The organism is Oscillibacter acetigenes, assembly GCF_025567605.1.
In the GTDB taxonomy this organism is placed as follows: Bacteria; Bacillota; Clostridia; order Oscillospirales; family Oscillospiraceae; genus Oscillibacter; species Oscillibacter welbionis.
Genome location: NZ_JAOQKG010000005.1, coordinates 280,369 through 306,208, shown reverse-complemented (window position 1 = coordinate 306,208; position 25,840 = coordinate 280,369). Strand labels below are relative to the sequence as shown.

At 53.5% G+C, this 25,840-nt stretch carries 20 protein-coding genes and 1 pseudogene; 5 read left to right on the top strand and 16 right to left on the bottom strand.

Going from position 1 to position 25,840, the window contains the following annotated elements; translation table 11 throughout:
* The first annotated feature begins 50 nt into the window (after nt 1-50).
* On the top strand, nt 51-650 hold the full coding sequence (locus OCV80_RS12230; RefSeq protein WP_021749569.1) for a TRAP transporter small permease subunit: 600 nt from the start codon (nt 51-53) through the stop codon (nt 648-650).
* Entirely contained in the window at nt 647-1,957 is a 1,311-nt protein-coding gene (locus tag OCV80_RS12225) for a TRAP transporter large permease (RefSeq protein ID WP_021749568.1), read from the top strand. The genes OCV80_RS12230 and OCV80_RS12225 overlap by 4 nt, the downstream gene beginning before the upstream one ends.
* 509 nt (nt 1,958-2,466) lie before the next feature.
* Here the strand turns inward: OCV80_RS12225 and OCV80_RS12220 are convergent.
* From OCV80_RS12220 to OCV80_RS12200, 5 genes and pseudogenes are all read right to left on the bottom strand, one after another.
* Complete coding sequence (locus OCV80_RS12220) at nt 2,467-2,685, bottom strand: tyrosine-type recombinase/integrase (protein ID WP_249390658.1); 219 nt, start codon at nt 2,683-2,685, stop codon at nt 2,467-2,469.
* A 604-nt stretch (nt 2,686-3,289) separates the two neighbouring features.
* Nucleotides 3,290-3,388: pseudogene (locus OCV80_RS12215) on the bottom strand (tyrosine-type recombinase/integrase); the annotation flags it as partial.
* Nucleotides 3,389-4,065: 677 nt separating this feature from the next.
* Nucleotides 4,066-5,091 (bottom strand): adenosine deaminase, encoded by a 1,026-nt coding sequence (add, locus tag OCV80_RS12210; RefSeq protein WP_249390659.1) that lies wholly within the window; start codon nt 5,089-5,091, stop codon nt 4,066-4,068.
* Nucleotides 5,088-6,122 (bottom strand): adenosine deaminase, encoded by a 1,035-nt coding sequence (gene add / locus OCV80_RS12205; RefSeq protein ID WP_136891358.1) that lies wholly within the window; start codon nt 6,120-6,122, stop codon nt 5,088-5,090. The genes add (OCV80_RS12210) and add (OCV80_RS12205) overlap by 4 nt, the downstream gene beginning before the upstream one ends.
* A 19-nt stretch (nt 6,123-6,141) precedes the next feature.
* The gene (locus OCV80_RS12200; protein WP_256264861.1) at nt 6,142-7,521 is read right to left on the bottom strand and encodes an NCS2 family permease; all 1,380 of its coding nucleotides are present in this window, start codon (nt 7,519-7,521) and stop codon (nt 6,142-6,144) included.
* Nucleotides 7,522-7,789: 268 nt separating this feature from the next.
* Between OCV80_RS12200 and OCV80_RS12195 the strand changes: the two genes are divergently transcribed.
* Complete coding sequence (locus tag OCV80_RS12195; RefSeq protein WP_025544255.1) at nt 7,790-8,542, top strand: GntR family transcriptional regulator; 753 nt, start codon at nt 7,790-7,792, stop codon at nt 8,540-8,542.
* 1,138 nt (nt 8,543-9,680) lie between these two features.
* Here the strand turns inward: OCV80_RS12195 and OCV80_RS12190 are convergent.
* The 8 genes from OCV80_RS12190 to OCV80_RS12155 all read right to left on the bottom strand — a co-directional run bounded on the left by OCV80_RS12190 (nt 9,681) and on the right by OCV80_RS12155 (nt 17,570).
* Nucleotides 9,681-10,727, bottom strand: coding sequence for an alcohol dehydrogenase catalytic domain-containing protein (locus OCV80_RS12190; RefSeq protein WP_025544256.1), 1,047 nt, complete (start codon nt 10,725-10,727; stop codon nt 9,681-9,683).
* A gap of 13 nt (nt 10,728-10,740) precedes the next feature.
* Complete coding sequence (locus OCV80_RS12185) at nt 10,741-11,589, bottom strand: class II fructose-bisphosphate aldolase (RefSeq protein WP_025544257.1); 849 nt, start codon at nt 11,587-11,589, stop codon at nt 10,741-10,743.
* Between the two features lie 24 nt (nt 11,590-11,613).
* The gene (locus tag OCV80_RS12180; RefSeq protein ID WP_025544258.1) at nt 11,614-12,573 is read right to left on the bottom strand and encodes a carbohydrate kinase family protein; all 960 of its coding nucleotides are present in this window, start codon (nt 12,571-12,573) and stop codon (nt 11,614-11,616) included.
* 13 nt (nt 12,574-12,586) lie between these two features.
* A complete protein-coding gene (locus tag OCV80_RS12175) occupies nt 12,587-13,366 on the bottom strand; it encodes a hydroxypyruvate isomerase family protein (protein WP_025544259.1) in 780 nt (259 codons plus the stop codon).
* Between the two features lie 13 nt (nt 13,367-13,379).
* Entirely contained in the window at nt 13,380-14,882 is a 1,503-nt protein-coding gene (locus OCV80_RS12170; RefSeq protein ID WP_136891361.1) for a tripartite tricarboxylate transporter permease, read from the bottom strand.
* An 18-nt stretch (nt 14,883-14,900) separates the two neighbouring features.
* Complete coding sequence (locus tag OCV80_RS12165) at nt 14,901-15,362, bottom strand: tripartite tricarboxylate transporter TctB family protein (RefSeq protein ID WP_158629778.1); 462 nt, start codon at nt 15,360-15,362, stop codon at nt 14,901-14,903.
* 96 nt (nt 15,363-15,458) lie between these two features.
* A complete protein-coding gene (locus tag OCV80_RS12160; protein ID WP_136891363.1) occupies nt 15,459-16,472 on the bottom strand; it encodes a Bug family tripartite tricarboxylate transporter substrate binding protein in 1,014 nt (337 codons plus the stop codon).
* A gap of 57 nt (nt 16,473-16,529) precedes the next feature.
* Nucleotides 16,530-17,570, bottom strand: coding sequence for an NAD(P)-dependent alcohol dehydrogenase (locus OCV80_RS12155; RefSeq protein ID WP_305148294.1), 1,041 nt, complete (start codon nt 17,568-17,570; stop codon nt 16,530-16,532).
* Between the two features lie 330 nt (nt 17,571-17,900).
* On the opposite strand from OCV80_RS12155, the gene OCV80_RS12150 reads away from it, so the two are divergent.
* Nucleotides 17,901-18,671 carry a DeoR/GlpR family DNA-binding transcription regulator gene (locus tag OCV80_RS12150; RefSeq protein WP_025544263.1) on the top strand — a complete coding sequence of 257 codons (771 nt, stop codon included), beginning with the start codon at nt 17,901-17,903 and terminating at the stop codon, nt 18,669-18,671.
* A 367-nt stretch (nt 18,672-19,038) separates the two neighbouring features.
* Nucleotides 19,039-19,164 (top strand): hypothetical protein, encoded by a 126-nt coding sequence (locus tag OCV80_RS12145; RefSeq protein WP_256264866.1) that lies wholly within the window; start codon nt 19,039-19,041, stop codon nt 19,162-19,164.
* 71 nt (nt 19,165-19,235) lie between these two features.
* On the opposite strand, the gene OCV80_RS12140 is transcribed toward OCV80_RS12145, so the two are convergent.
* The 3 genes from OCV80_RS12140 to OCV80_RS12130 form a co-directional block, all read right to left on the bottom strand.
* Entirely contained in the window at nt 19,236-22,436 is a 3,201-nt protein-coding gene (locus OCV80_RS12140; protein ID WP_136891364.1) for an S-layer homology domain-containing protein, read from the bottom strand.
* Nucleotides 22,437-22,812: 376 nt separating this feature from the next.
* Nucleotides 22,813-24,084 carry a tyrosine-type recombinase/integrase gene (locus tag OCV80_RS12135; protein WP_136891365.1) on the bottom strand — a complete coding sequence of 424 codons (1,272 nt, stop codon included), beginning with the start codon at nt 24,082-24,084 and terminating at the stop codon, nt 22,813-22,815.
* A 404-nt stretch (nt 24,085-24,488) separates the two neighbouring features.
* Nucleotides 24,489-25,334 (bottom strand): tyrosine-type recombinase/integrase, encoded by an 846-nt coding sequence (locus OCV80_RS12130; protein WP_136891366.1) that lies wholly within the window; start codon nt 25,332-25,334, stop codon nt 24,489-24,491.
* Nucleotides 25,335-25,840: the final 506 nt, after the last annotated feature.

The window sequence follows — 25,840 nt, the reverse complement described above, 5'->3', positions numbered from 1 at the left end:
CCGCGCGTTCCTCACAGAAAAATAGAATTCAAGAGAAGGGAAAGTGAGACATGAACGCACTATTGAAATTATCAGGCGGCATTGACGCCATTAATCGGACCATTGGCAGAATCTTCGCCTGGATTCTTCTGCCCATGATCTGCCTCACCGCCTTTGAGGTATTCTCACGTTATGTCCTCAAGTCTCCAACCGTCTGGGCATGGGAGCTGATTATCCAGATCTGGGGCCTGATGCTGATGGCCTGCGGCGGATACTGCTACTGGAAGGGCGGCCTGGTGCGAGTGGATCTGCTTTATAATAAATTCCCTGTCAAAGTCCGCTGCGGTATCAATATCGCCACCGCCATTCTGGTCCTAATCTGTATGGGGCTGGTATTTATCTACGGAATAAACATCTTCCTACTGTCCTTCCGCCTCAATGAACGGATCTCTTCCGTGTGGGGGTCTCCCATGTGGACCATCCGGTTTTGGGTGCCTCTGGGCGCTGCACTGATGTTCATTCAAGCCATCAGTGAGCTTATCAAGAATGTAGCCGCTATGGCAGGCAAGATTGAACTCACCAACAACTCCGACGAAGTCGCGGAGGCAATTGAAATCGTGAAGTCCGCTGAGCATCTGCCTGACGAAACCGGAAAGGAGGACATACAGTGAGTCCTGATATTATCATTTTGCTGCTGGGGCTGGTAGCCCTGATGGCGCTGGGCATCCCCATCTGCTTTGCCATGATGAGCGTGGCTTCAGTCATCCTGCTGGTGTTCTACGGCTCTGGCCTGCTGAATGTGTTGAACGCAGCATTTGTCTATCAGATGCAGTCGGAGTCCCTGCTGGCCATCCCCATGTTCGCTCTGATGGCGGCGTTCCTCCAGACCTCCGGCATCGGCGGAGACATCTACGAATTCTTCCACAAGTGGCTTGGCGGTATCAATGGCGGTCTGGCTATGGCCACAGTGGCCACCACGGCAGTCATCGCCGCTATGAGCGGTGTGGCGGCCACCGCTACCATCATGATGGGGCTGATTGCACTGCCAGCTATGTTGGACCGTGGTTATGATAAAGCGTTGGCCACTGGCCCCGTGCTGGCAGGTGGCTGCCTGGGCCCCATTATCCCGCCCTCTACCATCATGATCATCATGTCTTCCTATACCGGCGTGTCCGCAGGCTGGCTGTTTGCCGGCGGTGCGTTGCCCGGCGTAGGCTTGGCCCTGCTGTTCATCATCTATATCGGCATCCGCTGTGCCATCAATCCCAAGCTGGGCCCCGGCATCCCCAAGGCCGAGCGTCCCTCCTGGGGCGAGAAGATGCGGGTGTTTAAAAAGGTCATCGCCCCCATTGCCATCATCGTTCTGGTGCTGGGCTGCATCTATGCCGGAATCGCAACACCTACTGAGGCCGCCGGTGTGGGCGCTTTCGCCTCCATGGTGTATGCCCTGATTACCCGGAAACTGAATGTGAAGAATCTGCGGGCCTCTCTCATCCAGACCATGGAGGTCTCCGCCATGCTTATGTGGATTCTCATGGGAGGCGCCGCTTACAACTCCCTGGTGAATATCACCCGCCTGTCTGACGTGGTAGCCGCTGCTTTTGCAAGCTCCAATCTGGACGGCCTGCCCCTGATGCTGCTGATCTTTGCGCTGTTCTTTGTGATGGGGATGTTCCTGGACACTACGCCTATCATCATGATTGCCATTCCCATTCTGCTGCCGGTAATCCAGGCTTCTTCCCTGGACACCAACGCCACCATCCTGATTCTGTGTGTCACTCTTTGCCTGGGCATGATTACTCCGCCTTTTGGCATCAATATGTTCTACTTGCAGGGTGTGGCACCTCCGGGAGTGGACACCAAGGTTATGTACAAGGCGGTCATGCCGTATGTTATTATTTTCCTGGTTGCTTGCTTCTTTATGATGCTCTTCCCGGAACTGATTGTCATCTTCCCGAACGCTGCGATGGGATATTGATCTGGAAGAACATCGGAGCTGCAAAGACCCAGGGCCCGTTCCGTTTGATTCATGCAATGTGGTGTTAACACATCTCCCCCAATATGTAAGCATAAACCGTTAGATGCATTTCTTGTGCTCCTTATTTCGGCATCTTTCCCCGCCCCATGACTTGCCACAGATTGCTGAAAACCGTCATGGAGTAGGAAGAAATGAATTCCGGGTTTTGGACGATTCCAGGTCCCACAAAAGTCCGGAAAACGTTGCGGTGCAGCGGATAGAGAAAACGATAGCAGTTTATAACCCGGAGGTCGTAGGTTCAAGTCATGCCCCGCAATCACAAAACCGTCTGATTTCTATGAAATCAGACGGTTTTTCTGCCTTTGCATCCAAAGGTTTCCGGAGAAATAACGCGATTTTACAAAATTTGCAGTTGCCCCAAACCATGACCCATACAGGGCAAAAAACGTGCCTTGGCGCAACTCTGCCGTGCCAAGGCTTTCCTGCTGTTTGGAACCATTTTTCCACTTTCAGATTGCCGCCGTCAGGACCTTCTCCATGGTCCTAGCCGCCTCCTTCTGGGCCGCTGTGGTGACGGGGGCATAGGTATGCAGGGTGAACCCCACGCTGAAGTGCCCCAGCATCCCGGATATCGTCTTGATATCTACCCCGTTCTGGAGGGCCAGCGGTGCGAATGTATGCCGTAAATCGTGGAACCTGACCCGAGGCAGACCCGCCCGTCTCAGCACCCGGTGGAGTATATGCAGGACGCTGTCCGGTGAGATAGACCGCCGGTGGGTGAGGGAAACACCCAGGGACTGCTGACGTTTTTTTCCTCTGCTGTTTCAGAACCTGAATGGTATCCTCCGCCGGCGGCAGCGTTTGGTTGGCGTTTTTCGTCTTGAGCGATGCCGCCACCTCTCCGTTGATGCGAGCACCATGCCGTTTCACCCAAAGGCCGCCCCGGTCCAAATCAATTTCCTCCCATTTGAGGCCAAGCAATTCGCCTTTTCTCAATCTTGCCGCCAGCTCCGCATAGTACATCTCGAAGACGCCGCTCTCCTTGGCTTCCTGCAGAAAGGAGGTCAACTGCTCGACGGGCAATGTTTTCATCTCCCGATGTTCCAGCTTCGGTAGGGCGCAGCCCTCGGTGGGATCGGTGGCAATAATTTTTTTCTCCTTGGCCGGCTTCATGGCTGAGGCGATGACCTGGCAGATGTTCCGCACCGTCTTGGGACTCAGACCCCTGGGCTGCCGCTTGCTCTCGACTCTGTCGATTCTTCCACTGTTGAGTAATTTTTTGCAGACCTTCTGTAATTCCAGAGAAGTGAGTTTTTCCAGCGGAACTTCGCCGATATCCGGCTTGATGTGGTTGTCGATATACCCTTGGTAGGCATGATGGGAGGATGATCTCACTTTGATCTTTGCATAGTTTTTGAACCACTTATCCATCCAAGCACCTACTATGTACTTTCCCATCATGGTCACGTCCAGGCCCTTGATTTCTTCAATGGCCGCTTTCGGGTTTGCCTCTCCCTGGGTCCGGCCCAGGACGTTCTTGTAGATCGGCTTTCCGGCCTCCAGATCGTGCCCGGCTGTGTAGCGACCCTCCCAGCAGCCACCTTTTCTTTTTCTGATGTTGCGCTCTCCGTCGGCCCATTTCTTCGCCATGGCATTCATTTTCTTTGCAATAACACAACATGCCGCAGAGAAGAGAAAAACGTCAATGCCGCTATTTCATACCCAGAACAACGCCCTTTCAAAACCCGCAACTGCCCGCAGTGTGGGCAGTTGTGACCGCCCTGGTGTCGAAAAGGCGTCGGGGCTTTCTTCTGTCTGCCGGGTGACGGCGCTCTCTTTGTCAACGGTGTTGTAATCCCGGCATTGAGTAAAAGCGCTTTTCTGATTTCTCCCCTTCGGCCAACAGGTTGCCCCAAGTGGGGCTGGGCTTCTGCCCGGAACTGCGGCCGGCGTATAGCCGGGTGCGATTCTTGCCCCACTCTGGTGGGCACAATTTCACTTTCCATTTTATCTCGTGGTTTTTTAAAAGATTCTGAAATTGCGGAAGGGGACGGCTCTATCTGGCCGCCCCCTTCATCATTTAGTTCAGTGAAACAACGTTTTAGTTGTTAAAATGCGGTCAAATTCTGGCATGTAGCTTCAAACTGATGCAACCTAGACAACAGTTCACTTCGCCTTTCTTCTGTGCAGAAGGCGGCGTCTACTGCATAATACTGCAGCTTTAATAGCTCCTCAATTTTCCAGTGATACTGTTCTGCCACGCGTTGGAGCTCTTGACTTAGGGAAACACGCAGAAGCTGCGGATCATCCGTGTTGACTGTTACCGATATCCCTCTACTATACAATTCACCCAACGGATGATTGCCAGGCGTATAGAGGCCGCCTGCCACATTCGACGTATAGCAGATATTCAAAGGAATCCGCTCTCTCAGGAGCCGTTCCAGCAGTTTCAAGTCCTCCACTGCCCGCACGCCATGATCGATTCTTTTAGCTCCCAACAGTTCAAGAGCTTCCTGAACTCCTTCCGGCCCAGAGGACTCGCCGGCATGGACGGCAATGCCCAGCCCGGCCTCCGCCGCTCTCGCCAGTAATGGCGCAAATCTCTGGTTGGAGTCCTGCGAGCAGGCCTCGTTTCCGTCGACGGAAACCCCGACCAACCGCGGATGTCTGTGGGACAAGATCCACTCTATGGTCCTGCGGGCAGACGCTGTATCCTGTTCTCTGCGCAGGGACACAAGAAGCCGGCAATCCGGCAGTCCATCTGCTCCGGCCTGGTCAAAACCTTCCAGAACGCCTGTCAACAGCTCTCCGGTCCGAATGTTTTTCCAATGGCTGGGATTGACGATGATTTCCGTATAGAGGATACCCTGCTCCTGGGCGTACTTTGCATGGCGGTATGCAATCTGCTGAGCAGTCTCCCGATTCTGCACCAAACTGCAGATCCAGTCCAGCAGGTCAAGGAAGTCCGAGAGACCTGAGAAATCGAACAGGTGCTGACGGGGACGTGGCAGGGAAATCCCCTGCATTTCGGCCAGCAGGCAGACGGTTTCAGGATCGAATGTGCCCTCTAGGTGGATGTGCAGCTCCAGCTTCGGCATTCGCTGGATTTGTTCCAACGTCGCCATACCGGTCATTGAGCACCTTCCTGCTGGAAGCGTTCTACCCAGGCATCAAACTGTGGCAGGAGATGCTGTCCGCTGATGGAGTAGGCAAATCCGTTGCGGATGATCTGGATCAGCTCTGCTTCCGTCAATCCCATCTTCTCTGCATCCAGAATCAATTCCTCTGTCATAGAGCAGGTATAAGGCGGGTCATCAGAACTGATGGAGACCGGCACGCCGGAGTGCAGCAGGGTGAGGAGTGGGTGTGCCTCAAAACTGGCGGCAGCTCCAGAGTAAACATTTCCGGAAGGACACATGGCACAGAGAATCTGATGTTCCTGCAGATATTCCATGAGTTCCGGATGTTCCGCCGCCCGACAGCCGTGATCGATTCGCTGAACATCGAGCTTCAGCAGGGCATCCCAGATGTTGTCCGCACCGCCGTCCTCTCCGGCATGAGCGGTAAGGAACAGCCCCATTTCCTTTGCCTCCCGATAGCTCTCCAAATGCTTGATACAGGGATGACCGTTTTCCTCACAGTCCATTCCCAGCCCCGCGACCATATCCAGATAGGGACGGAGCGCCTTGACAAAAGACAGGCACCGCTCGCTGGAAAGGGTCCGGTCCAGTCCGGCGATGTAGACAATCTCCACGCCATAAAGCTTTTTCGCTTTTTTTTGTGCGCTGCGATACCCCTCCATGACCACTTTTAGGGGAATTCCCCGCTCTTCGTTCAGTGGATAATCCAAATGCAGCTCTTGGTAGATAATATTTTGACGCTGATCCTCTTTTGCCAATGCCAGGACAACTGCTTCATAGTCTTCCTCATGGAGACAAACGGAGTTCAATGTCCGGTCACAGATCATAAACCCATCCAGTCCCTTTCTGGAGATTAGATCCTGAGACCAGACCGCAATTTCTTCCGTGGAGTGGACTGGCAGCTTCACATGATTTTTCTCCGCCAGCTCCAGCGCGAGAGCCCAGGGGATGGAGCCTTCAATGTGAATATGGTTTTCTGCCTTCGGGATTTCCTGCAACATCTGCTTTTGCCGAGAAGTTAACATAGAACAACCCTCCATTCCGTCAAAAAATAGCGTCCAGAATCAAGTACATCAAAAAGACTGCCGTTAGGATCAGCATCGTGGGAGAGAGCTGCTTTCTTCTGCCGGTCACTGCCATGCAGAGAGTGTAGCTGAGCATGGAAAAAAGTACACCATAGGCGATATTGTACGTAAAGGGCATGGCTGCGACGGCAAAGAAGGCCGGCATAGCCACGGAAAAATCCGAAAGATCCAAAGTGGAGAGTGGCTCCATCATGAAAATCCCGACCATGATGAGCGCAGGCGCTGCTGCAATGCTGGGAATCATCAGAAAAACGGGGGAGAAGAACAACGTCAGCAGAAAGAGCAGGCCTGTACTACAGGCAGTCAGGCCGGTCCGCCCGCCAGCGGCGATCCCTGCGGCACTTTCTGCGCCGTAAATCGTGACCGTACTGGTTCCCAGAACCGCGCCGACTGCAGCGGCTCCTGCCGAGACGAACAGAGCTTTTCCTGCTCCCGGAGTCTTGCCATCCTCATCCACCAGTCCGGCCTTGGGGGCGATCCCCAAGAACACACCCAAACTGTCAAATAGATCTACAAATAAAAAGCTGACAATCGCAAAAATGGTTCCAAGAACGAAGGGGAGCGGTCCGGAAAACATCCCCCTGTAACTCAACTGGCCCAGAGTAGGGGCCAGAGCCTCTGCTGGATTGTCAAAGGAGAAAACAGAGGTCGGCAGAGTGGTATAGGCCGCACCAGTGACGGGGTCTTTCACAAACAGACCCAGAACCGTCACCAGAAGAATGCCAATCAGAATCCCACCCTTGACCTGTCGGATGACCAATACCGCCGTAATAGCGATGCCGGCCAGCGCCAGCACTGTGCCGGGATTGCTCAAGTCGCCCACCGTCACCAGGGTGCTATCAGACTTTTGAATCAGGCCAGCGGACTGGAAGCCGCAAAACGCAATAAACATACCGACGCCCGCGCCAATGGCCTTTTTCACGCAGTCTGGAACTGCGTCTACAATATGCTGCTGCGTCTTAAATGCACTCAAAAGCATAAAGACACAGCCGGATGTAAATACGCACGCCAAGCCGTTCTGCCAGGAAAGGCCCATGCCCTGTACCACGGTGTAGGCCATATAACTATTTAGGCCCATGGCTGGCCCCAGAGCAAACGGGAAGTTTCCCCACAGGCCGATCCAGAGGCAACCGATGCATGATGAAAGCGCCGTTGCCCAGAACACCGCCTTTTGGTCCATGCCTGCTGCTGCGAGAATCGTTGGATTCAATACCATAATGCTGACACAGGAGAGAAAAGTGGTAGCTCCCGCAATCAATTCTGTCCGCAGGGTTGTTCCCCGTTCAGACAAATGAAAAACTCTCTCAAAAATTGATCTGTTCCCAATCGTAGAATTCATGATTTCCCCCTTCCTGTCATGCCGCCTGATTTGATGGCGTCCCTGTGCGCACAGGTGTTAGTGCCATCTTAGAATAGGAAAAAACAGATTTCAACTGTCTGTCAACAAGTCAGACGACATTTTTCATACCACCCTTGTAAGCGTGGAAATTCGGGAAGATTCCAAGGAGTTGTCCGACCAATTTGAGGACCTTTCTTGCTTTCTTTTCATAAGTTGTATACAATAAAGGAGCGGATCCCATACATCTGAAAAGAAGGGGATTGTCTCTATGAATACACACGAAGTCCCGCTGCGGGAACGTGTCCGGGCCCAGCTTCTGGAGCTCATTTCCGAAATGGATCTGACCGTCAACACCAGATTGCTCTCTGAAGGACAGCTGGCAGCGAAATTTCAGGTGAGCCGCAGCACCATCCGTACAGTCCTCAGTGACTTGGAAGTGGAAGGCAAGGTCATCCGCCGGCAGGGGAGCGGTACCTATGTCAATTCACAGGCCATCCAGGTGAATACAACGCTGTATCCTCGGATCGACTTGCGGGAAATTGTTGCTAGAAACGGCTATTCCGCCAGGAGTGAGGTGCTGTCTGTCCGTCAGATTCCAGCGGGAAGGCAGTCCCTTTTGTTCAACTGTGGCCCGACACATCAGCTGCAGGAGATCCGCAGCCTGTATTACGCGGATGAGTTTCCATGCATGTACTGCATTGATTGTATCCGAGACGGGCGGATCACGGAAGATCAGTGGCGGACTCCGGAGCTTGCGACACAGTCCATCTATGAGTTTCTCAAGGAGGCGGGCAATATTCATGTAAAATGGGATATGATGCGCCTCCGGGCTGCTACCAGCGGTGAGGTTCCAGAGCTGGCGGTTTATTTTGAGGTCCCTGTGGGAAAGATCCGGCCCTTTATTCTTTTAGAGATTACGAATTACGATGACAAAAATAACCCGGTCCTCTGTGGAAACATCTATGTGGATACGGAGCGAATCAAATTGAATCTTGTACGTGATTTGGGGCAGCTTTCATAAGGATTGTTCCTACAGATCTTTTATTGACAGTCTAATGAAAGATGGTTTCCGTTTTCAGGTTCCCTGCTTTCTCGTGATTTAGAACCTGACCCCAATTGCTGAAAATCGCTGCGGAACGGAAAGCAGCTCATAACCCGGAGCTCATGGAACCTAACTCTGGCAGTCCCGCCCGCTTCAGCACCGGGCAGAGCATGTGCAGGACGCTGTCCGGGGAGATGGGGCCTCCGCGACCTTGTCATCGATTCGGGCGACCTGCTGTTTTAGCCGGAGTTTGCCTTTTTCCGAGTCAATATTCTCCCCTTTGAGGTCAAGGAGCGATCCTGTCGAAGGCCGGTGGGCAACTCTCCATAGTACATCGCAGACACGCCGATGCCGTTTGCCTCTCTCAGGAAGGCCATCAGTTGTTCTGCCGGAAGTGTGATCGGTGGCGATGAACTGGTGGATGCTCCGCACTGTCTTGGGGCTTAGGTCCTTAGCCTGCTTTTGCTCTCGACCCTATGAATTCTCCTCCTGCTGATCAGCAGTTTCCTGCAGAACTCCTGCAACTCCAGAAAAGTGAGCTTTTCCAGTGGAATCTTTCCAATGTTGGGCTTAATGTGGCTCTGCGCTTTACCATGGTGTTCACTGTTTTCGCAGCAACACAACATACTACGGAAAACAGAAATATTCAGGGACTACGGTCACTGTTGGCTTAAGGTTAAAAAAGGGCTGCCAGCGGCAGCCCTTTTTCTTTGTGTAGCGTATCAATTTTTGACCCGGGGATACCCTTTTTCGCTGTTTCTATAGCTGGCTTTTCTTCTTCGCCATTGGATGCGATGTCTGGCATGCATGAGGGGGATGTACTAGGCCGGAGGGCACTCCGCTCCCTCGATCCCTGCTTTTATCGCTTACTGGCTCACCATAATACGACAAGCATGGGGGGAAGGCTCCTAAGATCATCTCTTCTACCATGCAGTCCCATTAGGACTCCGCCAGTCAAAGTTCCAAAGAAATTGCCGCTAAACACAAGCTATGCAGTATCTATACACCAATAAGAGGTAATTTTCATATCTTGGCAGTTTTGGGGCAGTGTTGTTGTTCTCGAAGATAGTTGTCGGGTGACTGCCTGCTGTCTAATCTCCCATGCGCGGTTGCCGTCTTAGTCCTCCATCCCATTAGGCCGGATCACCAACTTGAGCACATTATGGTCCAACACATCTTCGATGGCCTGCGGGAATTCTTCCAGTGGATAGAGCCGGGTTATCAGTCGGTCCGTTTTCACCTTTCCGGTATCCATAGCATCCACGGCACGGCCGAATTGATGAACCTGGCAGTAGGACGTGTAGTACTGCAATTCATTGCGATAAAAATATGCGGGGTTGATGGAGATGTCCTCATCATCCTTTGTGGAACTGAATTGAAGCAGCCGACCGCCCTTTTTCAAAAGCTGGAAACAATCCGGCAGGACAGAGGCGCTTCCTGTGGCATCCACGATGGCATCCACGCCGTAGGGGAACCGGTCAAACACTGCTTTGGTGTGGACTGCGGGATCGCTGCGGTCCATCAGAATGGTGTCAACGCCATAAGCGTTCAGAACATCCAATTTGGACTGAGTGGGAGCCAGGCAGATCACATGGTTTGCGTTGGAGTGTTTGAGCAGCTGTGCCAGAATGATGCCGTTCGGACCGGCTCCGAAAACCAGCACATCCTCCCCGTATTTGACGTCAAGGCGATCCATGGCGTGAATGCAGCAGGCAACAGGTTCTGTCATACAAGCCTCGTTGAAGGAGAGGTGGTCCGGAATCCGGAACACGGTCTTGTCCTTTACTTTTAAGTACTGGGCAAATCCGCCGGGGATACTGTGCCCCACAGACTGGAAGTTCAGGCAGTGGGCGTACATCTCCTGCTGGCAGAAGTAGCACTTTCCACAGGGGACAGCATTATCGGCTGTTACACGGTCGCCCACGTTCCAGCCTGTCACAGCGGAGCCCACCTGGTAGATATAGCCGGCGAACTCATGACCGGTGGTGATGGGATAGCGTCCCAACTTGTGACCGGTTGTATGATGACGGCGGTCTGCGCCTTTGCAGATGCTGGCTGCCATGACCTTGATGACAACCTCATCCTCGCCGCACACAGGCATCGGTACATCCCGGACACTGCACACGGACGGGCGGTCGTAGACCAGCGCTCTCATGGTTTCCATAGACTTTCCTCCTTTAAGCGATTTGAATGGGTGCTTCCACTCCTTGAAACAGACGAATCTTGGCTGCTGCCACGTCGTGTACACACTGAGCGGCGGCGCGGTACATGGCATAGATATTGCGTTGCCCCACTGCAGACTCCAGTCCGCACATAAAGGCATTTCGGATTTCAGTTGCCACGTTGATTTTCCGAATGCCCAGTGCAATGGACCGACGAATCATATCGTCCGGGATACCGGAACCGCCGTGCAGGACCAGCGGAGGGGGATTTAACGCCTGACACTGCTGAAGGCGATCAAAGTCCAACCGTGGAAGTCCCTGGTACATTCCGTGGGCATTGCCGATGCCAATAGCCAGCGCATCTACATCCACCTGCTGGATAAAGCGGGCAACCTCGTCCACATCTACCAAATTGTCGCGGGAATGGCTGATGCCATCCTCCACGCCGTAAATTGCGCCCAATTCAGCCTCCACAGAGACGCCCACTGCGTGGGCTGCCTTTACCACTTCCTGGGTAATACGCACATTCTCTTCAAAGGGCAGATGGGACCCGTCAAACATAACAGAGGTAAAGCCTGCCCGCAGGCATTGGATTGTTTGCTCGTAGCTGGCTCCATGGTCCAGATGCATGACAACCGGGACCGTGGACTCGTCGGCCAGCCGGCGGACTACATCCGCCAGATGGTGCATCTGTCCAGCCTGGATGGCCCCCTGACCGATGGTCAGAATCACGGGGCAGTGATACTCTTCTGCTGCAGTGATAATGGCTTCCGGTATTTCAATATTGTCAATATTGAACCCAGGGATGGCGGTTTTAGACTGGGTGGCAATGCCGAGAACCTCTTTTAATGTTGCCAATGGCATATGGCTCGCTTCCTTTCTTGGGTGTCATGAGATATCTGAGCGAAAATCCAGCGGCTGGTGGGAATGAATAAAATCATTCACTGTCGCCCGACTGCCCATGCCTGCCGTTGCACCAACCGCCTGGATTGCCAAAGCGGAACAGGCGCTTCCAAGAGTTATACAGTCCTCTGGGGGCAGGTTCTCTCCTACGCCGGTCAAAAAGCCGGCGCAGAAGGCGTCTCCCGCCCCTGTGGTTTCCACTATGGAAAGGCCCTGGTAGATGCCCGCAAAAAAGGCGGTTTGACGATTTTTGAAATAGGAACCTCGGCTGCCTAGTTTTACAGCCACGTTTTTGACGCCGCGGTCCAGGAAGAAATCTGCAATAGCCCGAGGATCCTCGGTCCCGGCAATCTGGGAAGCCTGCTCGATGCTTGGCAGAAAATAGTCCAGATAGGGCCAGCAGGGGTCTAGAATTCCTTTCCACCGGCCGCTGCGGTCACTGGTGACGTCCATAGATGTTATTACGCCGCGCTCCTTTGCGGCTTTCAGCAATTGGGCGGAGCCCTCGCCGTCAAACTTCGGCAGATGAAAAGCGCCCCCAATCTGAAGCATTTCTGCCCAGTCCAGCAGAGACAGATCACAGTCGTCAAAGCAGAACTCTGCGCTGGTGCCCGGATCCTGCAGGAATGTACGGTCACCTTTGGGATTGACCAGGATGACAGATTTTGTTTGCCGAGCCGTGGAGGAACGGACGGTATGGGATATGTCGATTCCGGCAGCTTGGGCCAGAGAAGCCACATAGTCTCCCATCTCGTCACATCCAAGCCGCCCTAAGTAGGCGACTTGGTGGCCCAACTTGGCAAAATTAATTGCGTTATTGTTGGCGTCACCGCCGCTGGTAATGCGGATGTCTGGCACTATCTGGGTATCGTTTTCAAAGGGGATCTGTTGGACTGGACGGACAAAAATGTCTACCAGCATTTCACCGGCGCAGATGACTCTCATGGAAGGCGCCTCCTTAAAAGGCGTGCATAGCCTCAAGGCAGGCATCCATAGTGGTCAGAGGGCTGAGTTCAAAGGCGAAAATACCGTCGAAACCAAGTTCGTCCACCAGCACATGCTTGAGGTAAGGGTAGTTGATCTCGCCGGTGCCGGGTTCATGGCGGCCGGGGACATCTCCAATGTGGATATAGCCGATGATGTCCGCGTTCCGCCGGAGGGTGTTGACCAAATCGCCCTCCATCAGCTGCATATGATAGATGTCATACAGCAGCTTTACATTGGGAGACCCTACGACCCGAATGATATCCGCAGCAGAGTCTGAAGTAGTCATGTAGTAACCGGGCTTGGCATAGGTGCTCACAGGCTCTACTTGAAGATAGAGACCCTCCGCTTCTGCGATTTTGGAGATCTCCAGCAAGTTCTTGGTGGCACAGGCAATTTTGGTGCGGTCGTTCAAATCGTTGCCGTCGGTACACATTCTGCCTTCCTCGCCCAAGGCGTTGGAATGGATCACCAGATTTTTACAGTCCAAAAAATGGGCCGCTTCTACAGATCGCTTGAAGTATTCTAAAAATTCCTTGCAATGGGCGGGATCAATCAGGTTGTAGTCCTTGTCTCCAGAGAAACACCCCAGCTGAAGCCGGTTTTCTTCCAGTAGGGATTTGATCTTCTTGATATCATGCTGTGCCCAGGAACCGAATTCCACATAGTCGAAACCGGTTTTTCGGACCATGGGGAACCGGTCGTAGAAGGGCAGATCTACAAAGAGCTTCTCGATACAGATTGATTTTTTCATATGACCTCCACGTTTAATTGCCAGACTGCTTGTTGGTAGAACGTTTTTTCCAGAGATTCAGGAAAATGGGAGAGAGCAGGGAGATGGCTGCAATAGCCAGCAGTACTAGGGCGATGGGATGAGAGAGGAAAATGGAGAAGCTCCCGTCCGAGAGCACCAGAGTGCGGCGCAGGTTCTCCTCCACCGTGCCGCCCAGAATCAGGCCCAGAATAATGGGCGGCATGCAGAAGTCCAACTTGATAAGGAAGTAGCCCACAATGCCCGCACCGATCATCAGAAACACATCGTAGATATTGTTATTGATGGCATAAGTGCCGACCACACAGAAGACAAACACAATGGGGTTCAGCCACTTCATAGGTACCAGGCTGATTTTGGAGAAGATGCGGATAGCACCATAGCCCAACAAGCACATGAAGACGTTGGCCATAAACAGAGAGATAATGATGGAGTAGACATCCACCGTCTGGGTGCTGAAAAGCAGCGGTCCAGGTGTAATGCCCTGCATCATCAGGGCACCCAGCATGATGGCTGTGACGGAGTCACCAGGGATGCCCAGGGTCAGCAATGGGATCATGGCGCCGCCGGAGACAGCATTGTTGGCGGCCTCGGGAGCGGCGATGCCTTCGGGAGCACCATGGCCGAACTCCTCCGGATGCTTGGACCAGCGTTTGGACTCGTTATAGCCGATCCAGGAGGCGATATCGCCGCCGGTTCCGGGAATGGCGCCGATAATGGTGCCGATAATGGAGCACATCAGGATCGTAGGACTTGTCCGCTTAATATCTGATTTAGAGGGCAAAATCTGGTCCAGCTTCTTGCGCTTTTCCCGTTTGTACTCCTTCATAGATTCCTCCGCTGTAACAAGGCACTGGGAGAAGGCGAACAGGCCGATCAGCAGCGCCACGAACTGGACACCTCCGATTAGGTAGGTGGTTCCAAATGTGAACCGCATAGTGGCAGAGGTTGCATCAATGCCCACCGTGCCAAGCAGCAGGCCCAGTATAGCGCCGATCAGACCCTTAATGATGGAGTGAGAGGACACGGCGGTGACGATGCTCAACCCAAACACACCCAGAGCAAACATCTCCGGTACGCCGAAGTTCAGCGCGATCTTGGACAGCAGCGGAGCGGTGAAGAGCAGTGCGCAGGCAGAGAACAGGCCGCCGAAGGTGGAGGCCATAGTGGAAATACTGAGGGCACGGCCGGGCTGCCCCAGTTTGGTGGCCATGGGATAACCATCCAGGCAGGTGGCGGCCGAGTTGGCAGTACCAGGCGTATTGATGAGGATGGCGGTGATGGAGCCTCCATAGATGGCGCCGCAGAAAGTGCCCAGCAGCATCATAATGCCTGCTTGATCAAGGGAAAAAGTAAACGGGAGTAGAATGGAGACCGCCATAACGGCAGATAGGCCGGGCATCGCCCCGCACAGGATACCGAAAAACACGCCCAAAAACATGTAAATTAGGCTGGTAGGCGTAAATACCAACGCTGCAGCTTGCAGAAAAGCATCCATAGAATCGCTCCCTCCTTATCAAGAGAACAACGTGCCCATAGGCAGCGGGACCCGCAGGGCCACATCAAAGCTCAGCCACACGAATACACAGATCACGACGGTCAGTCCCGCCAGGAGTTTGACATTACGCTCACCATGGATAAACATACATACTGGCAACATAAATAGGATGCCGATATAAATTCCCAGGAAATAAATAATTGCACCAGTGGCTATCAGTGTCAGCGATACCAGCACCATCCGTTTGAATCCCACAGTCTTAAATGCAAATGGAGAACTGCGGGTTTCTTTTTTGCTGAAAAGCCCCTGGAGAATTAGCACGATGGACAGAGATCCCATAACGACCGACAGGCACTTCGGCCAGAAGCTGGGACCCAGTGAATCTGTCATCAGCATGCTGGTCATTCCCAGGGATTCCACATAGGCGAAGATCGACAGGGCCAGAAAGATGATCCCTGTGACTACGTTTGCTTTTTTCAACGGTATCCCTCCCGCAAGAATGTTGCAGGCGCACGGAACAGGACCTGTTCCGTGCGCCCTGATTACGTGACTACGCGATATGGAAATGATTCTTCTTCACTCAGCCAGCAGGCCGACGTAATAGTTGTACGCCTCTTCGCAGTACTGGGTCATACCCTCAATGTCCCATACCTTGGGCGTCATCATCTGGGATTCCGTCAGTTCCGCATAGGTTTCGGAGGCCACGCCCTCATTCAGCGTGTTATGCAGCCACTCAATGATGGCGGGATCGGCATCGGACCGGATTCCCAGGAAGCACACAGACCGCAGATCCATATCGCCGCACTCCTCGGGATAGGTCTGGGCGAGAGAGGGGGTTCCAGGTAGAGAGTCGGACTCCTCGGCAGAAGTAACGGCCAGAAGCTTCAGGGTGCCGGCTTCAATCTGCCCGGCCACGCCGCTGACGTTGATGAAGGTCGCATCGCACTCGCCGGTTACCACAGCCAGAGCGCAGTCGTTGGAAGAGTCATAAGTTACAGTCCGAATCTGACAGCCGAAGGCGTTGGACAGTGCAATGGTTGCCAGACCGCCGGGAGATCCCAGACCGGTGATCGCCACGGTAACGGCGTTGTCGCCGCTGGAGAGTTTGTTAATGAAGCCCTCCAGTGTGCTGCAATCCCCATCGGCGGGGCCGATCAGGCAGTAGGGCTCATCTTGCAGGCAAACAATGGGAGTAAAATCCTCCTGGAGGACAATGTCCGTGGCACCGATGGCACGGTTGATAATCAGGTCACCGTTGACCCCCACGATGGTGTAGCCGTCCGCAGCCCGGGTCAGCCCCTGCTCGGTGCCCACCAGACCGCCGCCTCCCGCCACGTTCTCCACCACAAAGTTCACATTGCTGGGCAGCGCGTCCTCGGAAAGGCTTTGAAACAGGGCGCGGGAGAGTTGGTCCATCGTACCGCCGGCACCATAGGGGATGATGCAGGAAATATTGGTGGTGGGATAATCCGGTGCGGCGGTGTCCTCTCCGGAGGAGTCCTGGCCCGAAGACTGTTCGCCGGTGCCGCCGCAGGCGGTGAGACTGAGGCACATCAATATCGCGAGAAGCAAAGCGATTCCTTTTTTCATGTTAATTCTCCTTTGTTCCGTATTTATGTATCCCCTGCCGGATCAATGGGCGGGGAATCACAACTTGATGACGGCCTTGACCACATCCTGACGCTGATAAAGCGCGGCGTCAAAGGCCTCCTGCACATTTTGAAAATCAAATTGATGCGAAGCGATGGCTTTTACGTCAATTCGACCGGTGGATACCGCCCGGATAGCTGTGGGAAAATTGTTGTGATAGCGGTAAATGGTCCGAATTTCACCCTCCTTATACATCAAATCCATAAAGCGGTAAGGAGTTTCGCCATTGATATTGCCGACAAAGACGATGACGCCGCCCCGCCGAACCAGATCTGAGGTTTCCGCCGCTGTGTGGGAGTTGCCGGCGGTTTCAAATACCACATCTGCGCCGCGGCCCTCTGTCAATTCCGTGACCCGTGCCATGGTATCCTCTGTGCTGGCATCGATAACTGCATCGGCTCCAAGTTCCAGGGCTTTATCTAATCGTTTGGAGAAGAGGTCGGAAACGATTACTCTGCCGGCCCCCCGGGCTTTGCAGGCCATCATGGTGAGAAGGCCGATGCACCCGGCACCCAGAATGACCACATCCTGCCCCAATGTCACATCACCCCGGCTGGCAGCCGACAGCCCTACGGCCAGCGGCTCGATCAAGGCCCCCTCCAGGGAGGAGACATTATCCGGCAGTTTGAAGGCCAGATGCGCCGGTATGGCAGCGTAGTCCCGCAGCATTCCATCATAGGGCGGAACTGAGGGGAAGCGGACATCTTTGCAGAGATTATAGCGTCCGGACCTGCACTCCGGGCAAACCCCGCAAGTAATCTGGGGCTCAAAGCAGACCCGGTCTCCAACGGCGACATTTTGAACACCCGCACCCACCTGTGTGACCGTGCCGGCGCACTCGTGGCCTAGAATAAAGGGCAGGTCAAAAGCCTTTCCCTTCCGCATGCCGGATTCAAAGAAATGCGCGTCAGATCCACAGACGCCCACATACTCGATTTTCAGTACAACTTCGCCCGGCTGCGCTTGCGGCATTGGAAGCTCCCGAATTTCCATCTTCCCAGGTGTGACCATGTAGGCGGCCCGATTCCGTATCTCCATGAAATCCTCGCTCCTTTTCCCCAAATACTTACTCACTAATTCTGAGTTGCCAAATTTTGTAGGTATTTTATGGTAAATTTATGAGTATCTTTTAGATAATTATAGCAAATATTGTGGGGTTTTCAATATCTAAATGTGATAAATTCTTGACGAAACTTTGGCCATTTTGAATAATAAGAGTTTTATTTACAGCAAATACCTGTGCAAAAAAATTCTTATTTTCATCATTTCTTGATTATTTTGGGAAAAATGATTGCATAATGGCAAAAATATGATATAATTTACCCAAATTATACCGAATAATTTGCTAATATTATAGGAGGAATCCTTATGCGGGCCGAGCGCCTTAATGCGATGGAACAATATATTTTGGGGAAGGAAACCGTTTCCCTGGAGGAATTGTCTACGCAATTTTCTGTATCTATGAACACGATCCGGCGGGATGTCATGGAACTTTTGAGCCGTGGAAATATCCGAAAAGTCTATGGAGGCGTCTCTTCCACCCTGATCAACCGGCCGGTGGGCTTTTCTGTCCGGGCCCAGAAAAACAGCCGGGCCAAGCAGATTATCGGACGGCTGGCCTCCCAACTGGTCAGCGATGGGGCGTCAATTTTTCTGGACTCCGGTTCCACAACGCCCTATATCCTTCAGCATATCGGCGAGAAAAACGGCGTTACCGTGATTACCCACAGCTTGACTGCGCTGTATGCGGCCTCGTCTTTGTCCAACCTGAACATTATTGCGCTGGGCGGTATTTACGCCCCCGCCACGTCGTCCTTTACCGGTATTTCCACACTGGATGCCCTCTCTCGCCTGAGCATTCAGACAATCTTTATCTCTGCTACCGGCGTTTCAATTGAAAACGGCCTTACCAACAGTACTTATCTGGAAGCCGAGATCAAGCGCAGCGTGGTACAGCGAGGCAATCGGGTTGTCCTGATGGCGGACCAAAGTAAATTTGGACATTCCGCTGTGATCAGCTTCTGCCCATTTGAGCAACTGTATGCCATCGTTACAGACTGCTTGCCCTCTGAGCCGTATCTGGAGGCAATTGATCGCTATGGCATCCGGCTGATTTGCCCTGGTCACGAAAGTGATTGAGTGCAATGCCTGGGGGGAGTTCAACGGAAAATCCGTGTTCTGAATCCAAAAACAGCGTTTTGATTTACTTTTCCTCAATTTTTTCGCATCATCCCCTTGTCTTAATACTACTGGGCTTATTGTTAGGCCTTGTTCAAACGAGATGGCAGCATTCATTTTGCATTCGCTATTTCTACAGGAAAGATCGACAAGTAGCGTCTAGACACATCCAATACCCTGTCCTATACGGGGCAAAAACGATGCCCGGACGCGGCGTCTCCGCATCCGGGCCGTGCCGACTTTTCGGAGGGCATTTGCTGGGACTTTCCCCATAGCTTTCGCCGCCCCCTTCTGGGCCGCCTTGGTGATGTGGGCGTAGGTGTCCGGAGTGGAGCCGGCCGAGAAGTGGACCGGCATCTCTTTCAGGGACTTCACCAAGTACATGGCGGTCACCAGCGACAGCGGGTACACCATCAAGAAGGGGAGTAAAATCACAGTCAAAGGAATCCGCTGAGAAACGAGACAAGCCCCGGGCCTTTTGGCCCGGGGCTTGTCATTAAGCTGTTTTCAACGCAGCAAAGAGACTCAATTGAGGGTAATCGTGTAAGTTGCGTCCGCTGCGCCATCCAGGTGCAGAACAACCGTCATGCTATCGGTGACAGCGGTAGTATCCTTCTCGCCATAAATCGCGCCGAAGGGGCTCACAACCTCGAAGTAGTCGGCAGCATTTCCACCATCGACCTCGAGAGCAGCGTACAAGTCAGCAACCGTAGCGTTAGCGGAAGATTCGATAGTGATTATCTTGGAGCTAATGCTCATAACGGAAGAAGAAATACTATCCTTAACCTTCAGCGTGCCAGAGCTTGCAGCTGCAACCTCAACCTCAACAGTCACTGTCGTGGTCTTGGAACCATCGGAAGAAGTGACCTTGATGGTATAGGTGCCCTCACCCAGAGCGGTGGTCTGGGCCTGGGTATCCGCATCCACATCGGTAGAGCCGTTCTTAGTCACCACAACCTTTGCACCAGCATCGTTCGGCTTGATAACGAACTTGGGCTGATCGTTCTGCGTAGCAGGCAGATTGATGGTGTTGGTCTCACCATCACCGAGCTTGGCAACAGTCTCGCCCTTCACAGTAATGCTAGCAATACTGGCATCATTGCTGAGCTCAGCGGCTTCAGTAGCCTGGGTCACGGTCACATACAGCTCTTCCAGAACCTTGCCGTTATCAGAGGTCTTGCCGGCATAGTCATAGGTGTAGGCATAGCCCTTCAGCGCATCCACCAGCTCCTTGGCGGAGATATTGGCGGCCACCTCATAGTCGGCATCCTCATCCTTGTTCATGATGCTGGCGTCTCTGTCATCGCCCAGGTCACCAACGGTCACCAAGGTGATAGCGGTGTCCTCGGTCACCAGATAGCGGCTGCCATTAATGGTCAGGGTGCCGGCGCTCTGGCTGATCGCGCTGGTCTTGTCAGTGTCAGCAATCACGCTGCCGCCTGCGGTGGCCGCCTGGAAGTCGGTCAGCTGACCGTCGGAATTACGGGTCAGATAGTGGGCAACGCCATAGTAGTCATTGTCGGAAGTGATCTTGTTGTCAGCAACAATGTCCTCTTCCTCATCACCGTTCAGAACAGTGTACTGATGATAGACCTCGTTGTCGGTGGTGACATAGCGGCCATCATAGGACAGAACATAGACCAGAGTGGTCTCCTGCTCACCGGAGATGGTGGCATCGCCGTCAATATCAATATAGATCAGAGCAGCATAGCCATTGTCACGCACCAGAGCAGAGACAGCAGCCTCACTGGAGGAATCCGTCAGCTCAATGGCGGGGAAGTTCTTCACGCCGGTGTAGACATACAGATCATCGTTCTTGTCGCTGACAATGACGATGGTCTCGTCGTTGGCCAGAGAAAGATCCGCCTTGGTAGTGCTGTTGGAATCGTTCTCGAAGGGAGCGACCTTGCTGTTTTCGGAAACAGTCCCCTTACCGCTGTAGCTGGCAATCTCCTCGTCATACTTGGACTCAACAGCATACAGAGTGTATTCGTCAGCAGAGTTCTTGCTGTAGGTGAACCAGCCGATCTGATCGGCGTCGGTTCCCCAACGAGCAATGGTGGACTTGCTGCTCACCTGCTCACCGGCCTTCTTATCATAGGCCTTGTCCACGACGATCTCGTCGGTGGTACCATCGGGGAAGATGGCGTTGGCCAGAGCGCGGGAGGTAGAGGTCATGCCGCTGCTGCTGCCGAATTCAGCGATGTACACATAATCGCTCAGGACAACAGACTCATCCACTGCGATGACATAGCCATAGGAATCCAGCACCAGGGAAGCCTCGCGGCCCACATTGTAGCTGGTTTTCTTGATGTTGTCGGCGGTGGCGGAGTACTCGTACTTGGTGCCGCCCATGGTCACATTGCTGCCGTCCTTATAGCCCTCAACAGTGCCGTTGACAACCTCAGCCTTGTCAATGCTCTTGACCTCGTAACGGCTGTTGTTGTTGACGGCGGTCACCAGGACATAGTCGTCGGCCTTCAGGTCGGTGATATTGGCGAAATCGTCCACATCCAGGGTCCGGCTGTCCAAGGTGATGTCGGTGTCATACTTGCTGGAGTCAGTGGTCAGGCTGACCGTCTCCTTGCGGGTGTCATAGTCGGAAGCGGCCTGGAAGACATAGGTGCGGACGGTGACGATGGTGACATCATTGGTGTCGTCGTCCACATAGATCTCGGTCAGGTCGCCGTTGGCAGTGTTGTTGACCGCGCCGGTGTTGTTGCGCTCAACATAGTCCTCCACGTCAGCGGTCTTAACGGGCGTTTCCACACCGTCGAACCACACGGTCAGGTCGGACTTGCCATCCGTCAGATCGTTGTAGACTGTGCGGCCCACAGCTTCATACACATCAGACTTGGAGACCTTGGCGGTGTAGGTGCCCACCAGCTGGTCCATATTGGCGTAAGTGCCGATCTCGTCGGACTTCAGAGTCCAGATGTTGGAAGGACGGCCGAAGTCATCCGCTTCGCCGGGTGCCTTCTGCAGATCGTCAAAGTACCGCTCGGCGAACTGCATCTTCTCGTCTTTCTCAATAGTGTTGTCCTTCTCGATGGGGTTCTCTACTTCTTTACGAGTAGAGGTGGAGGTGATCTCCACGCCGCCCACAACGATGGTATCCTTCTTGTCATACTCGACCATGGTGGCCTGCAGCATATTGAAGGCGTACAGGGCGGCCTCCTGACGGGTCACAGCCTGGGAGCCCACGAACTCGTCGTTGCCGTCGTCCAGACCGATGCCGCTGGCCTGCTTGATGACGCTGACCTGCCAGTTGGGGCCGGTGTAGCCCTCGATGGAACTGTCATAGCCCAGGGCGCCCAGCAGCATCTTCATGAACGCGTTGCCGCTCAGGGTACCGGTGGGACGGAAGGTGCCGTCAGCATAGCCGCTGATGATACCCTGCTGAGAGCAGTAGGTGATGTAGCCCGCGAAGGTGTTGGTCACGGGAACATCCTTGAAGGGGGCGGTGCTGGCCGCCAGAGCAGATGCAGTGGTGGGGCCCAGGATCAGGTTGCAGATGATCTTGGCGGCCGCGCCACGGGTCAGGACATCATCGGGACGGAAGTCGCCGTCGGAATAACCGTCGACAACACCCAGGGCAGAGATCACATCCACAGCTTCTTTGTAGGTGATCTCGCTGCCGTCCGTGAAGTCCTTGGCGCCCGCGCTGACAGTGACCAGAGACATGGTCATCACCAGAGCAAGCACCAGTGAAAGAAATTTCTTCATTCGGATTTCTCCTCCTTTAAAAGATTTGCAGAGAGCTTTTGAGGTCCAATCTCCGGACCGGCTTCATATGCGCAGGGGTGTCTCTTCCCGTTGCTCCGGCCCAGAGCGGACCACAGAAGTTCCTTTCTGCGCGTTCACTTTACCCCAGGAGAATGCTGCTGTCTACGATTTGCCGGGTTTTGTTAAAAAAGTGAAATAATTACTGGATTTCTTGCGCTTGCCATGAAAAGCAAGTGTAACCGATGAAAAAGTTCCCAAACAAAGGGGCGATTCCGGCAGGTCTCCTCATAGGGGCAAAAAGAAAGATGCCGTGAAAACAGATTCTCTGCTGCCACGGCATCTTTCTTCTGCTATGTGGGATGCATTGCCCAACAGGCTACGATTCTTTCAGATAGTATTTCTGGCCGACTTTAATCAGGTTTCCAGAATCTACTTCATGCTTGAGCAGCGCGGAGCATTGCTCGGTTTCAATCTGCAGGGCGGTGGTGATGTCCTTCCGACAGGCAAAGCCCTCCTTCTTCAGATATTCGTAGAGGGCTTCCTGCTGTCGTTCCGGCGGAACTACGGAATCCGGTAAGTAGTATTTATAGCCCACGCGGACCAGGAGACCCTTATCCAGCATGGCACGCAGCCGCTGATACGCAGCGGATTTGGTCTGGCCATATAATTCCATGATCTGGCTGCGTGTGATAGGGCCACTGCGGCGAATCGCCTCTGTGATCTTTTGTTCCCAATTGCTCTTTTCGTATCTGGTCCAGAGATCTCGCAACGTCCAGTTCTCCATGCCGCCGCGGATCAGGGCGGTTCTTGTGATCCTAGACACCCGCGAAACGTCCATGGGTTTTTTTGACTCGGCGGAGAGCAGGACATGGAGATCCTCCGTCCGCTTCTGGAGCCGCTTTGCCAATATTCTTTTGGCTGCCGCTGTCAGCGGTACCTCTCCTTCCGGCAGGTGAATCAGATTCTTCTCCAGATCCACCTGATCCCAAGTCAAGGACACAATGTTTTTAGCGGTCAGCCCCATGCTCCAAGTAAGCCAGAGTACCAAGCCGGCAGGAGTGTCTTTTTCCGCCTGCAAAATCTTCCACAGCTTGAACTCATCGATGTCCCCGGACTTCTCACTATGCTTGGGGCCAGCTCTTCCGTTCGGCAGATACTGGGCAAAATGCAATTGTAAAGACCGGATCTCCATACCGGTGATACGAGCCACATAGGACCAGTCGTGTTGTTCCAGTTGTCGAATTATATAGTCATGGCGCAGATCGACCAGACGCACGTTCGTTTGCCCTACCTCGTCAAGAACCCTGCGCGCTATCCGGGAGATTGCCTGGGGTTGCATTTGCTTATGGTAGCGATCAGAGCAGATCACGCAGTTATTTGTGGAATTCCCGGTGAGAAATGTCCATTTTCTGTACACGGAACGCAGGTAATCTGCCAGCATTTGAGTAATGGGAATCGTCCGAGCTGGCAACTGGAGTTGATTTCGTTCAAAATCCACCTGATCCCAAGTCAGGTTCGTGATCTCATCCCGTAGCAGTCCCGCCTGCCATGCAAGACGCACAGCCACACCGGCGGCATCGCTGGCGTGGCTTCCCAGAAGTCGTTCCATGGCCGCCGTATCCGGCCGATTCACAAAAAATTCTCGCATACGGCCCCTCCGTGCCCCGAATTCCCTGCCTGATGCAAATCGAAACTTGCTTGGGCGATTATTCGTCGACGGACGGGCTTAGAGAAACTTCACTGAACAGTTCCTGCCGCTTCCCTTTGCTCGCTGCCTCGTCACGGAATTATCATTCCGTCGCTGATTCATATGAAAGGGATTGGCGGGTCAAAGGGAAAAGACACAAAAAAAGCCCGTACTATCTGCACGGGCGAAAAAAACGATATTAGAACCAAGGCCGGACAGAATTTAACGTTTCCCCGGCTTTTTTCTGCTGCCCGGAGAGGCAAAACCCTCTTGTGGGCAGGCGCCCTATGTGATAAAATGTAATTGCAGATATGTAGGATAAATTGTTTTTTGCGATTATTTGTGTCGGAATGATAATTCCGTGATTACGATATCAGCCCCAGCCGGTCAAGCGTTCGCTGGTGCTCTGCGCCAGAAGTCAGCAGATAGATGCGCGTCGTTTCGATGCTGCTGTGGCCCAACAGGTCGGACAGTTTGACGATGTCCCGACAGGCCCGGTAAAACACGGTGGCAAACATGTGCCGCAGATTGTGGGGGAACACCTTGCCCGGCATCACGCCGGCGTATTTGCAAAGGCTCTTCATCTCCGCCCAGATCTGGCGGCGGCCCAGTTCTTTTCCGCTTTTGGTGCGAAAGATCGCACCAGAGGCGGTCTTTTGCTTTTGGGCATATTTGAGCAGCTTGCGGCAGAGTTTCCCCGGCAGCAGGATCACGCGGATTTTGCCTTTGAGGGAGACTTCGGCCTTGCCCTGCCGCACGGCTTCCACTGTGATATAGCGGACTTCGCTGACCCGGATGCCGGTGGCCCCGATGGTCTCCACCAGCAAGCCCAGCCGCTCCCGGCCCAGACGGCAAGCCGCGTCCAGCAGGCTCTGATAATCGGATTTTGTCAGCTCCCGGCCGGCATCCCGGAACAGCCGCCGCTGGATTTTCAGGAATTTCACCCGGCAGTCGTTTAGATCAAGGTACGCCAACAGGCTGTTTAAGGCAGAGAGCATGGCATTGATACTGGCGGGGGCGTAGCCCTGCTCCGCCAGATAGGCTTTCCACTCTGCGGTCAGCTCCTTGCAGATTTCGCGATCACCCAGCCAGCAGGCGAATGCCCGGATATCCCGAAGATACTTTTCCATGGTGGCTGCGCTCTTCTCCTCCAGCAGAAGGTGACGGGCAAACGCCTGTATTTGCAGGGGTGTCAGTTTGTGTTCGGACATAGGGGGGCCTCCTTGCATGATTTCATGCCAACATTGTACAGGAACGGCAGAGACAGCAAAGCCCACAGCGGTAACTGCCGCTGTGGGCTTGTGAATCCTGGTCCCGCAATGGTAGGATTGCCACCGGTTTCCAGAAAATATACGGGTTGCCCTATCTGCTTATCATGGGATTCTTCTCTTCACGAGTTATGGAAGCAAATATGATACCATACTGCTCCAGAGGCCGATGGGAATATCCGAAACACAACGAGGCTGCGTGCAGAAAAATATGCGTAAGCTGTTGATTACGAGTAGATTTTGCCTTTGTTCACAGCATCGAAATGCCGATGGCCGGCAGAGCGGGTTTTCCTTACGCAATTCTTCTGCCCCTCCGGCCGCGCAAAGTGGGTCCGGGCTTCCGCATGGAACTGCCCCTGGCTATAGCCGGGGACGATGCTTTCCCTGCCGAAAGGTGGGGGGCTTTTGGGATCGTCCGCCCCAAATCCTGTAAAAATTCTTTTTATTCC